Source organism: Xenorhabdus griffiniae (assembly GCF_037265215.1).
Lineage (GTDB): Bacteria > Pseudomonadota > Gammaproteobacteria > Enterobacterales > Enterobacteriaceae > Xenorhabdus > Xenorhabdus griffiniae.
In genome coordinates, this window is the sequence record NZ_CP147737.1 from 1,604,144 (window position 1) to 1,616,980 (window position 12,837).

At 40.9% G+C, this 12,837-nt stretch carries 12 protein-coding genes; 7 read left to right on the forward strand and 5 right to left on the reverse strand.

Annotated elements, in window-relative coordinates; all coding sequences use genetic code 11:
* Positions 1–179 precede the first annotated feature (179 nt).
* The 5 genes from WDV75_RS07180 to WDV75_RS07200 all read left to right on the forward strand — a co-directional run bounded on the left by WDV75_RS07180 (position 180) and on the right by WDV75_RS07200 (position 4,432).
* Positions 180–383, forward strand: a complete 204-nt coding sequence (locus WDV75_RS07180; RefSeq protein ID WP_189758094.1) for a type II toxin-antitoxin system VapB family antitoxin — start codon at positions 180–182, stop codon at positions 381–383.
* Positions 383–787: a type II toxin-antitoxin system VapC family toxin gene (locus WDV75_RS07185; RefSeq protein ID WP_273558235.1), complete on the forward strand. Its 405-nt coding sequence runs from the start codon at positions 383–385 to the stop codon at positions 785–787. Before WDV75_RS07180 ends, WDV75_RS07185 begins: the two co-directional genes overlap by 1 nt.
* Before the next feature lie 615 nt (positions 788–1,402).
* On the forward strand, positions 1,403–2,509 hold the full coding sequence (locus WDV75_RS07190) for a hypothetical protein (protein ID WP_273558236.1): 1,107 nt from the start codon (positions 1,403–1,405) through the stop codon (positions 2,507–2,509).
* Positions 2,510–2,724: 215 nt separating this feature from the next.
* Positions 2,725–3,408 carry a hypothetical protein gene (locus WDV75_RS07195; RefSeq protein WP_273558237.1) on the forward strand — a complete coding sequence of 228 codons (684 nt, stop codon included), beginning with the start codon at positions 2,725–2,727 and terminating at the stop codon, positions 3,406–3,408.
* Between the two features lie 187 nt (positions 3,409–3,595).
* A complete protein-coding gene (locus WDV75_RS07200) occupies positions 3,596–4,432 on the forward strand; it encodes an inositol monophosphatase family protein (protein WP_273558238.1) in 837 nt (278 codons plus the stop codon).
* Between the two features lie 216 nt (positions 4,433–4,648).
* Here WDV75_RS07200 and WDV75_RS07205 read toward each other — a convergent pair whose 3' ends face one another.
* The 4 genes from WDV75_RS07205 to ybfF form a co-directional block, all read right to left on the reverse strand.
* Positions 4,649–6,187 (reverse strand): FAD/NAD(P)-binding protein, encoded by a 1,539-nt coding sequence (locus WDV75_RS07205; RefSeq protein ID WP_273558239.1) that lies wholly within the window; start codon positions 6,185–6,187, stop codon positions 4,649–4,651.
* A 69-nt stretch (positions 6,188–6,256) separates the two neighbouring features.
* Positions 6,257–7,288, reverse strand: coding sequence for a methyltransferase (locus tag WDV75_RS07210; RefSeq protein WP_420497502.1), 1,032 nt, complete (start codon positions 7,286–7,288; stop codon positions 6,257–6,259).
* Positions 7,289–7,785: 497 nt separating this feature from the next.
* Entirely contained in the window at positions 7,786–8,520 is a 735-nt protein-coding gene (locus WDV75_RS07215; RefSeq protein WP_273558241.1) for a class I SAM-dependent DNA methyltransferase, read from the reverse strand.
* 187 nt (positions 8,521–8,707) lie between these two features.
* The gene (gene ybfF, locus WDV75_RS07220) at positions 8,708–9,487 is read right to left on the reverse strand and encodes an esterase (protein WP_273558242.1); all 780 of its coding nucleotides are present in this window, start codon (positions 9,485–9,487) and stop codon (positions 8,708–8,710) included.
* Positions 9,488–9,849: 362 nt separating this feature from the next.
* On the opposite strand from ybfF, the gene seqA reads away from it, so the two are divergent.
* A complete protein-coding gene (seqA, locus tag WDV75_RS07225; RefSeq protein WP_273558243.1) occupies positions 9,850–10,383 on the forward strand; it encodes a replication initiation negative regulator SeqA in 534 nt (177 codons plus the stop codon).
* A gap of 81 nt (positions 10,384–10,464) precedes the next feature.
* Positions 10,465–12,105 carry a phosphoglucomutase (alpha-D-glucose-1,6-bisphosphate-dependent) gene (pgm, locus tag WDV75_RS07230; protein ID WP_273558244.1) on the forward strand — a complete coding sequence of 547 codons (1,641 nt, stop codon included), beginning with the start codon at positions 10,465–10,467 and terminating at the stop codon, positions 12,103–12,105.
* A 38-nt stretch (positions 12,106–12,143) separates the two neighbouring features.
* On the opposite strand, the gene WDV75_RS07235 is transcribed toward pgm, so the two are convergent.
* A complete protein-coding gene (locus WDV75_RS07235) occupies positions 12,144–12,572 on the reverse strand; it encodes an EamA family transporter (protein WP_189758103.1) in 429 nt (142 codons plus the stop codon).
* Between the last annotated feature and the right edge of the window lie 265 nt (positions 12,573–12,837).

Consider the following 12,837-nt stretch of genomic DNA (forward strand, 5'->3'; position numbering starts at 1 on the left):
GTTATTGGGATTTATCACTATTTAGCCTCCTTATGGCGAGCATCATTACGGGTGAATACGTCCCCAAATATTATCATTCAGGACGATGAGGACCCCATACGGGCACGGATAGGTCGAATTGTTTTGATTCTATTTTTGATGTATATTAGCATCAATATATGAATCATTGAGGTAATATTATGCGAACTACCGTCACGATAGATGATACATTATATGCTCAGGCGCTAGAGATGGCCGAGCCTGGCATGGATAAAGCCGATATTTTTCGGGAAGCTGTGAAAACGTTTGTTCGTGTGCAGGCGGCAAAAAGATTGGCTGCGCTTGGCGGTTCATCGCCTGAAATGCAGATGGTTCCCCGCCGCCATGAGGAGCCATCCTCATAATGACTGTTTTGGTTGATACGTCCGTTTGGGTTGACCACTTCAAAAACAGGAATGACGGGTTGGTTCAGTTGCTGAGCTGGGATCTGGTTCTAATTCACCCGATGATACTGGCCGAGATAGCCTGTGGAACTCCTCCAGCGCCAAGACAGCGAACGCTTGGTGATCTAGGTTTGTTACCACAGAGTCATCACGCCAGTATTGCTGAAGTAATGGCATTTATTGAAAATAAAAAATTGTACGGGCTTGGATGTGGCTTTGTTGATATTACGTTGCTGGCATCGACCATGATAACGCCAGGAGCGAAGCTCTGGACGCTAGATAAACGACTTGAGGGGTTGGCTAAACGTTTTAATGCGAATTATCAGCCGATTTCATTAGGGCGGGACCACGGTCCCAGCTTATAGTGAATTACCGTGATTAATGCAATGCTGACCTATCCACGCCCGCATGGGGGACACGCCTTCGGTAACGCCCTGAGAGTGTCCGGTCAAGCTGGTGGGGGTATTTAGATAGGGTTCATATGGATTGAAACTATATGAATCCTAATTTTTTATAACAATGTTAATGGCAGTCTGATAAATAAATATCGTTTCAAAATGATAGGAGTATTTCTTACCCCGCGCGGAGCGCGGGGTAAGAAACTCCAACATCTGATACTCTCAGTATTATGAAAACCTATTTATAAGATGTATACGCATTAAACTTCAAGCTGCAATTTATAACATGATATGAAACCTGATTTCTCCCCGCTTCGCGGGGAGAAATTACATGCATCTTGAAGTCAGAATGGTATATTCGGATAGAAAAAAACGTTTTGCTCCTATTGTCTTTATATAATGGGATACAAGGTGTATTTTATTTGGTATTCGCTCTTCTATAATTCCATTTAGGCTTTTAAAATAAAGGCCTGCAATTAGTTTTACATCTTTTTCTCCATTTATATAAGAGCAGACGAATGCTCAGGAAAGCCGCTAATAAATAAAAAATACGAATTCGCTGATAAAATTTTAACCGCCACATTGGGAAATAAAACCGTCCTTGGTACAAATATTCATCTTGTTCTGAATGAAAAACAAGAAATTAAAGTATCCATAGGAACTGAATCAGAAATTCAGACATTCACTGATGAGCAAAGAAAAAAACAGCAAAAAGAAAATAATAGAAAGAATGGAATTCCACATAGAGGCTCGTATGGTTGGAGAAAGAAAACCAATCCTTACGAAATAAATAATAGCCTGACTATTACTGGAGAGATTTCTGCCGAAAAAGGTGCTGAAACCCGGAGTTGGTCAAAAGAATTAGAGTTTGAGTTTAAAAAAGGTAAAAAGAAATTAGGCCCGATAGATTCGGCTATCAATGGGATAAACAAAATCAATGATATTCTTTCTTGTGGGCACCCTAAAGATAAATTTAAAGTCGCCAATCTTGAACTTGCTTATCCTTTAATCGATATTTGCGGTGGATATGAATTATCACACAGTGATGATTGTAGTCTATTCTATAAGTTTAACGGTGAAATAACAGCAAACCCACTAATAGGAATTAATCTTCGGCTCGATGTCGTTCAAATATTTGCCGCTTACTATAAACTGGATGAAGTCGTTGCCATGATCCGTGAAGCGGGAGAAGAGCACGAAAAAGAAGTTAAAAAAGATAAAAATGGGGCATTTTATGGAGTGCAATTAGATTTAATCCTGAGTGGTGATCTTAAGGTAAAATTTGGTTGGGAATCAGATGATAAAGGAAGCTGGTCTTTCAAAAAAGAGGGTGTATTAGAGGCAGGGTTTGGTATTACGGCTGAAACTAATATTCGCGGCGGTGCTCGTTATTATGCTATTTATGGATATTTTGATGCATCTGCTACAGTTGCAGCTAAAATGATGGTGGCTCTGGAATCCACAGAAAAAAGTATGGAGTTAATACTTTATCATGATGGTATTCAGGCATCGGCGAGTGTGAAATATGGAATGAGTGTAGGGAAAGATGAAAAAGAATCTAACGGTGATATATTAAATGAAGAATCGACACAAAACCAAAAAAAAACTGAAGGGGTAGAAGAGTGTGATTGGGTATTTCAAAAACCGATTAGTAAAGAAGAATCACCGTACAGGATTTCTTTGGGTTAGTATTTTATTATGTATATTTACTTCCTCTGCATCAGGAAAAACAAATATGGAATATAAATATTTATTATCAATGAATACACATCGGAGTGTTTGTGTTGTTCGTCTTAATGAGATGATGGCAATGCATAATGTACGCTCACGCAGCGGAACGGAATCCAGTGGATTAAATATTAACTGCCTTTTTAGAAAATGGTAATAATACACTCTCTGTTTCAATGGGTAAAAAAGCTATTGATAAGGATTTTGAAAAATTTAACCCTGATTCATGGTGCGAAGCAATCATCAGAAAAGTATCTGCATATGACCCAGGTCAAATTGTTAGTTATATTAAATTATCTGTAGATAAAGATGGTGATATTGTTACTCACACTTCACCGAATCATATTTCTGATAATTCTTCAGATTTTTATTTTTCTGGTATGTCAATGAATTATGGAGAAAAGGGATTGTATAGAGCTCAAAAAAATTACCTTATTAGCGGTTTACCTGATTGGATGTGGGTAAAAGCTACCCCTGTTTCAGAAAAAAATTTAACAGAAATCAAAATATTCTATCAAGAAATGATTAATATCTTTGCACAACAAAATCTAGATAAAATATGGAATATAACAAAACCTGCTTGGGAAGAATGGGCTATTGCAGAAAACAGTAATTCAAGGATATTTTTCGATTCAATGGGGTTTAAAGAGAAATTCGATAGTGGAAACTATGTGGTTAGAGTAACACCTGAATGGAAAAATTTCAGATTAGTCAGTTACAAAGGGGGGCGCCTTTTCCGTTTAGAAGAGGGATCTTTTGGTAATTCGCCAATACAGTTAGATAATAAAATTACAGGTAAAACAGCAACTTATAATCCTTATCTATCAATTGTTAATGGCAAAGTCGTTATAGCAAGATAATTAACCTTATTGGCTAATCAAGGTTATTAGTGACTTTGATTAGCCAAACATATCTGATGATGAAAAATAAAATTGAGTAGTGATAGTGTATATTTAAAATCTAACCTTGATTAGTATGCTTATCCAGCAATAATTGAGTTTTCTTTAATCCCAATACCGATAATAAAATAAAAGGAGCTATAAGCTGATGTTAAATATTGCCCTTGAAGCGGTGAACACCATCAGAAAAAAAACTCAGGAAGCTTTTTATGGTGCGGGGCAGTTCGATTATAAATTCGACCGTTCTGTTGTTACCCAAACCGATTTAATGCTGGAAGCAGAAATTCGGGAACTATTTGAAAAACGCAGTCCGGGAGTGCCAGTTTGGGGAGAGGAATTTGGATTAAATGGGGCGGAAAAATTTGAATCGGGATGGATTATTGATCCTATTGATGGGACAAGGGCGTTTTTGTATGGCATCCCATTGTTCAGTACCTTGATTGCCTTTGTTGAACAAGGCGAACCTGTCGTTGGGGTAATGAGTTTTCCGGCGATTTCAACTGTGGTTTATGCGGCAAAAGGTGAAGGTTGTTGGATGAGCGTCGAAGGTAAGCCACTACGTCAACTCAAAATTGCAGAAAATTCACCTGAAATGGTGAAACAGGCGGTGATCACTGCTTCAGGAATACACAGTACGAGTTATAATCTTGCCGATGGAACCATCGCCTATAATTTGGACTCACTGGTAAAATCAGCGCGTGATTTTTCATTTGTTAATGACGCTTACCAACATGCCATGGTTGCAGCCGGTCGCCTGCATTGTGCTATTGATACCTTAATGAAACCGTGGGATAGCGCTGCAATTCTGCCCTGTATTAAAGAAGCAGGTGGTGATTTTTGTACCCTGAATGGCAGTCGGGAAAAAGTGATATTTGGTGGTAGCCTGGTATCGGCATGTACGCCAAAATTGCTCGATAATGTTGTGCAGATAATGAATTCATCTATACCAATCCAACTTCAAATTCCAGCTTGTAAATCAATGTGATTGTTTATATCTCCCCGCGTAGCGGGGAGATATAAGACGTATCTTGAAAGATGATTGGTATAGTTTAGATTAAACGATTTTGTATTTGATGATATCAGCTATTTCATGGATTGTTATTCAACAAAGCCACTGATTGTATGAACTATGCTTAACATGGATCTTCCTCTTCGGTATTAAAACCTTAAGGAAAATCCATGTCAGACGAACGGGTTAAAATTATGTGCTGATTTCTAGCTCTTTTTCATGGTTGTCAACAGCAGATGGGGCCTGAATATCGATGCGTAACATATTCTTAATCACCTTGGTTGCAATATTCGCTACCACGACGAGGGCATTAGGCACCCATAACCGCTTGTGCGCAGGCGTTCCGACAAACCAAATGCTTTCCTTTTCCTTAAGGTCAGGGTGGATGGCGACCATTTCTGGCGAGATTGATATGGCGCGCTCTGAATGCTGGCCGTGAGTGTCAATCTCAAGTTTCCCATCCTCGTTAATGACAAAGTCAGGTTGGTGATAACCAACGGCAGCGACAACAGCATCAAACGGTTGATAATCCTGCCCTAAGTTGACTAACCAGGTATTAGCCTCTCCTTCCTCTATAACAACATTTAGAATTTCTCCTTGCTGGATGATCAGAGAATCCTCATCCATATAATGCAGGAGCTTGCGTGCATTGGGCAAAGCTATGGCAGTGATATATCGATGAAGCATTTTTTCGACGTTGGGATGAAATGAACCGTCGAAATAGGTTTTATCATTTAAATGCACTTCATTAATGACATCCATGAAATTGACTATCATGTCTTGCCATTGACTCTTTCCTTGCTCGGCAATAGCTATTTCTTCACGCAGACGTTCACGATAACTATTGGCATTAGAAAACTGTTCTCGCCAGGGTATCTTGGTGTATTTGTTGAGTGCGCGATAGAAATATTTTAGATATGCACGTTTCAATGAATCAGGAAAAAAATGGTTCGATTGATTTCCCTTACGGGTCATTATCGACATTATGTTTTCATGCTCAAAGAAGGCTCCAGGGCTTCGTATAAACCGCGAACGCACAGCGGGAATATCTCCTGATGGCGATGTCATGGTGACACGATGGCCTTCACGGCAGAGAAGAATCGCCGCATCGATGGCTGAAAGTTTACTGCCGATAACCAATACCCGCGATTGCGAGGGTATTCTGGCTAACATATCCTGCTCTGGATAGGGACAGTGAATAAAAGTTGGATGAGCCAAGTGGGGTTTCAACACTTCAGGGAGTCGAGAAGCGCCGAAGCCTGTACAAAAAATGACATCAGTTACTTCCAGCGATTGAGGTGTCAAGGTATCACCGTACCAGAGCGTATAATACCGATGTGAATTGATTTTTAACCCCTTAAATACATAGGGTATATGGAAAACATCGATTCCGATCTTGAGAGCGATAGTGTTAAATTCCAGAAACTTTTCATTCAGATAATTTCCTACCCATTGGCGCGGTACGAAAGATTCCGGTGTAACGGTATGCCCACGTTTATGCAGATAATCCAGAAAATCCAGAGGGTTATCTGCCACGACGGACATGGTATCAACTGAGGTATTGCAGAGGATATCACCATCTAGATTGAAAAAGGCCATACCGGGGCCAACAGCCCCAGGCGCAATAATATAAATGGTTTGTGCCACACGATGTTGCACTGCTGCGATGAATGTTGCCACGCCCGCAGCCCCGCCTCCGACAATCGCAAGACTTCTTTTTTGAAAAGACATCATCATTTCCTATATTTTAAATATATTGAAATTAAGGACGTTTTATTCGGCTGACTTAAGCAAAGGCTTTCATCCTGCAATGGCTTCGACAATCGAAATATAACAACCTGTATCAATAACGCGATTGAGTTTCAAATCTGCGTTAGCCAGCAATTGTCGTAGCTCATCTTCTGTGCGTTCGCGTCCCCCTTCGTAGATCCCCATGCAGAGGAGATCCATTTCCTTACCTGAGTGCGAAACGTTGCCATTAGGGATGACCGGATCCATGATTAGCACTCGGCCGTCAGGGGACATCGCTTGTCGGCAGTTACGTAGGATGCGTATACATTGCTCATCAGGCCAGTCGTGCATAATGTACTTGAGCAGATAGATATCGCCCTGTGGACATGACTCGAAAAAGTCGCCAGAAGTAATCTCCCAACGTGTATCGTCACCTAACGCGTCAAGTTGATGTCTGGCCAGTACGTGTGGTTGGTCGAAAAGGATCCCTCGCAGAGTGGTATTAGCCTGTAATACGCTTAATAACAGGCCACCAAATCCACCAGCGATATCGACAACGGTCGCATTTTTCGGAAAGTCATAACTGTTCACGAGAAACAGATTTTCCACTTTAGACATTGAAGACATGCCGGCGTGAAAATCATCAGCCGGTGTGTCCTTCTGCGCCCAATAATCAAAGAAAGGAAGTCCGTAGAGGTGTTTGAAGGCGGGATTGCCGCGGACACTTTCGACAATCTCACCAAGAGGTTGCCAAAATGTCCTGTCAGTCAGCATCAGTACTGCAGCTCGGAGGGAGTGGTGTGTGTCTTTGCGCAGGAACTCTGCGGCTGGTGTGAGTGAAAACCGATTTTCTTCGGTTTCACGAAAGATATTCCGTGTGGCGAGCAACCGCAGAACTCGGTGTAGTTGTTGCTCCTGGGCGCCGACAGTTTTGGCAAGTTCATTCACTGTTTTTGGCCCATCGCTCAAATGATCGGCTACACCCAGAACTGCGGCAGCACGAAGCGCCGCTTGATAAGAATACCCCATTGTTTGATTAAGTAAATGTAACGCTGCTGATGTGTAGTTAGAAATTGCTGTGTTATTATTTAAAATGTTCATATGATTCTCATTTATTATGTAATTATTAAATAGCGTTTCAAAATGATAGGAGTACTCCTTACCCCCGCACGGGGTAAGGAACTCCAACATCTGATACTCTCAGTATTATGAAAACCTATTTAAAATAAAAAATTAAAGAAATATAAGTTTACTTATTATTTCAAGCATATTATTAACCAGAGAATTGTTTATTTTTCAATCACAAAAAAGCTTATACGAAAGGATATTGTTATAATGATTTTTATTAATAAGAATAATGAGTAAGGTTGTTTTTACGAGGAGGTTATGTTGTGTTTATAATGAGAGTTTTTGAGGGATATATACGCATTAAACTTCAAGTTTCCGCTTGAAAATCAATGTGATTGTTTATTATCTCCCCGCTACGCGAGGAGATATAAGACGCATATTGAAAGGCGATTGGTATAGTTATTAAATAATACAATAGAAAAATACAACAGGGTATAATCACCTCCCTAAAATAGAGGGGGATTATTTTGTTATAATTGACAAACAAAAGCTGCATCAATGCAATTTCTTTGGAAATCATCCCAAAAACCTGGGGGATAACTTTCAATGTCACTTTCCAATAGCATGGGTTTATGCCACTCGAATTTTAATCCTGCCTTAGTGATGGCGTTTTTATATTGATCATGGCTCCAACGATGCATAGTAAAAGGGCTGGGTGGGGTAGTAAGAAATTCAGCCCTCACAAGAGTTGTATCTTTCACAGGCTCTTCACTTAAAACCTTTATGCAATAATTTTCATAGTTCCCTTTTTCTAAACGATAATCGGGGTCAAATGTATAAGCAATGAGTTTACCGGAAGGTTTAAGATGATCCGCAATGACACGAAACATACTTTCAAGTTGTTCAAGTGATTCCGCATGGCAAAATAACCAGGCGGCAACGATCAGGTCAAATTTGCCAAATGACTCCATTTTGCTGACATCCCTGATATGATATTCTATATCATCGCCATATTGTTGCGATTTGTTTTTAGCAATTTCTATCATCTTATCTGATATATCAACACCAATTACTTTTGAAGCGCCATGGTTTCTGAATTCCCGACTAAATAAGCCATATCCACATCCTAAATCTAATACCGATTTTCCTTTTACATCCCCTGCCAGATTGAGGAGGGTACGAGCTACTATTTTTATTTGAGGGCTAGAGTCTGAAAAATCTTCGTAGAGATGAGCAATAGGATTATATAAGATGTTATCTTTCATAATGATGTCCTTAATTAAAATTAAGATATTTTATTTTTTTGTAGAATACATTATTTAATATTGGTGTAATAATGACTGACTGTTTCCTTTGTTGTATATTAAGGCGCCAGTAATGAATTGGATATAATTATTTTTATATTGACTCTTTTTTTTATCAACCCATCGGAATATGGGTTGATATTGGTCATTATTTTGTACCTAAAAAGCGATGAATGGCTCGGAGTACAGCTTCAGGCTTTTCTGCATGTACCCAATGCCCACAACCGGCCACAACCCATGCGGTTGCTTGTGGGAATTGGCTGATAATCTCTTCTCGGTATTCTTCATTAATATAATCTGAATTTCCACCACGGATAAATAGGGCGGGATTATGCCATGCAGGAATAGTTTCCCAACCGATAATCTTTTCATACTCTTTTTGTAAAACGGGAAGATTGAATTTCCATTCCCCTTGATGGAATGATTTCAGTAAAAACGGAATAACACCTTCTTCCTGAATATCCTGGCGCATAATATCTGCCGCTGCTTGTCGGGTTTGTACACCGGCGGCTACGACTTTGTTCAGTGCGGTGAAAATGCTGTCATGACGGCGAACCAGATAAGCGACAGGAGCCATATCAATCACCACGATTTTTTCAATCCGCTCTGGCGCAATAGCCGTCATGCTCATGGCGATTTTGCCACCCATGGAATGCCCTATAATAATAGCCTTGGACACGGTTAGCTCATCAAGCAGTGCCAGGACATCCTGTGCCATATCGCGATAATCCATATTTTCCATACGTGGTGAAATACCGTGGTTACGTACATCAATTTGAATCACCGGATAATGTTGCTGTAGCTCCCGCCCCAATACTCCCAAATTGTTTAAATCGCCAAAAAGCCCATGAATCAAGACAATGGGCGTTGAAGATTGCAGGTTTTCTACAGTGTGAAGATGATAATTTAATTGACAATTTGTCTTCATGATTTGCCTGAATTTAATACCATTTATACGCATTAAACTTCAAGTTGCCATTTACAATACGCGATGAAACCTGATTTCTTCCCGTGAACTGAGGAGAAATCACACGCATCTTGAAGTTAGATTGGTATATACCATGTTTAATATTGAGATGCTTAATATCATGACACGTGAGCTTTGACAAACTCAATGGGATGAAATAGTTGTAACTAATTGATTTATTTTAAAGGAAAGTGACTTTCCTAAAGATTCTCTATTTTAAAAAGAATCACTTTAAGTTATTGAAAGTTTAATTGTTTTGTTTTGTGGCATTATATCTTATAATCCCAAGATAATTTTTTCATTAAGAACAGTACTGGATAGAAATGAAAACGATAGAAGTTGATGAAGAACTTTACCGCTTTATTGCAAGCCAAACTCTGCATATCGGTGAAAGTGCATCTGATATTTTACGGCGCATATTGAAGTTAGACGCCGGGCAGCCAGTACAAATTACAGAGCCTGCCAACGACCCTGCACCCGTTGTTAAAACTCCAGTTACTCATTCCCGTGATGCTGTTCGCGTTATTCGTGAATTATTGCTTTCGGATGAGTACGCTGAAAAGAAAAAATCAGTTGAACGCTTTATGTTGGTCCTGTCTACCCTGTATAGCTTGAACAGCGAGGGTTTTTCCAAAGCAACAGAAACGATGCATGGCCGTACTCGTACCTATTTCGCCGGTGATGAGCACACGTTATTGGCGAGTGGTAAGCAAACGAAGCCACGCCATGTTCCTGGTACGCCTTTTTGGGTGATCACCAATACCAACACTGACCGTAAACGCAGCATGATCGAACATATCATGCAGGATATGAAGTTTCCGGCAAATTTGATTGAAAAAGTGTGTGGTACTATTTAATTCTACTACTAATACAATTGATTAGCTTATTAGTACCGCGCTGGCGATAATCCAGTGCGGTCTCCCAGGAGAAATAATAAAGTGGCCATTCATCCAAGAGCAGGGCAGCTCGCTCAGCAGCATGATTTAATCAATATTGCTCAACTCACTTCACAGTATTACACCTTACAACCCCATCCTGAAAATCCAGCCCATAAGGTTAAATTTGGTACTTCCGGCCATCGTGGCAGTTCTGGACGCAATAGCTTTAACGAAACACATATTCTGGCTATTTCTCAAGCCATTGTGGAAGTGCGTTCGCAACATGGGATTACTGGGCCATGTTATGTGGGTAAAGATACTCATGCGCTTTCAGAAGCGGCATTTATCTCCGTATTGGAAGTGTTAACGGCGAACGGAGTGGATGTCATTGTGCAGGAAAATAATGGGTTTACACCGACTCCTGCTATTTCTCATGCCATCTTATGTCATAACCGTCAGGGAAAAAGTTTGGCTGATGGTATCGTGATCACGCCATCCCATAACCCACCAGAAGACGGTGGTATTAAATATAATCCACCTAACGGCGGGCCAGCCGATACCGATTTGACGGCAATCATTGAACAGCGTGCAAATGAATTACTGGCTTCTGGTCTTAATGGGATCAAGCGCCTGCCTTATGAACAGGCATTAAAAAGTGAATACCTGCATCCCCAAGATTTGATCGATCCTTATGTCACTACACTGGGTGAAGTGGTGGATATGACAGCGATCCAGCAGGCAGGCCTAAAGATTGGCATTGACCCACTGGGTGGCTCAGGGATTGCCTATTGGCAGCGGATTGGGGAATATTACAATCTCGATCTGACATTGGTTAATGATAAGGTCGATCAGACATTTCGTTTTATGACACTGGATCATGATGGTGTGATCCGTATGGATTGTTCATCCCGTTGGGCAATGGCAGGGTTGCTGGAGCTGCGTGGTAAATTTGATTTAGCCTTTGCCAATGACCCTGACTATGACCGTCATGGGATTATTACGCCGGCGGGTTTGATGAATCCTAACCATTATCTGGCAACAGCTGTCGATTACCTATTCCGCCACCGCCCACAATGGCCGCAAAATATCGCGGTGGGTAAGACTCTGGTTTCCAGCGCCATGATTGATCGTGTTGTAACTGATCTGGGGCGTGAATTAGTGGAAGTTCCCGTCGGTTTTAAATGGTTTGTGGATGGACTTTATAAAGGCGAATTAGGCTTTGGTGGAGAAGAAAGTGCTGGGGCATCTTTCCTGCGCTTTGATGGCACGCCATGGTCAACCGATAAAGATGGTATCATTCTGTGCTTGTTGGCGGCTGAGATGACGGCAATTACCGGTGAGAACCCACAGCAACGCTACGACAAACTAGCTGCTAAATTTGGTACACCAAGTTATAGCCGTATTCAGGCTCCGGCGACGCATCAGCAAAAGGCATTATTGGCCAAACTATCACCGGAAATGGTTAAGGCCGATATATTGGCAGGTGATCCGATTACCGCCCGTTTAACCACCGCATCGGGGAATGGCGCTTCCATTGGTGGCTTGAAAGTGATGAGTGATAATGGTTGGTTTGCCGCCCGTCCTTCTGGTACGGAAGAAGCCTATAAAATCTATTGCGAAAGCTTCCTTGGTGCGGAGCATCGTGAAAAAATTGAACAAGAGGCTCAGGACATCGTCAATCAGGTATTTGCTGCAGGTTAAAAATACAAGCCGTAGCGATTGCTGCGGCTTCTTTGTGTTTATCCTAAAGCAACCATCAAAGCACCCAGGGTAATCAGCACGATACCACCACAAGTCACCAGAGAAATTTTCTCGCCAAATAGAATTACCGCCAGAATGACTGCAAATACCACGCTCAATTTATCGACAGGAGCAACTTGGGAAACGTTGCCATGTTTGATCGCCAGAAAATAGAATAGCCAGGAGAGTGCTCCGGCAATACCACTTAATAGGATAAACAGAAGTGCTTTGCGATTAGCGAGAATTTCGCTGATAAGATTCAATTTCCCCTGCACAATGACAACGCCTGTCAAAAACAGTGCCATAATAACAGCACGAATGGCAGTTGCCGTATTAGCATCTAAATTTTGCAACCCAATTTTTCCAAAGATAGCGACCAGCGCAGCCGTTAGCGCAGAGAGTAGGGCATAAATCAGCCATGTACTCATATTCAATTAACCTTGTGTTTGATATTAGCGTGTGGTATCAGAGGAATGCATCATAGGCTAATTTTGTTGTTCTGAATATGCATAATACCACTAAAATGCCAAAAATATTTATGCACTATACTCATCTCACTTCAAGATGCATATTGTTACCTTATAATGAGCAACTTGAAAGGTAATGTTTATATACCAATCTAACTTCAAAATGCGTGTGATTTTTCCCCGCGAAGCGGGGAGAAATCAGGTTTCATATCGTGTTGTAAATTGC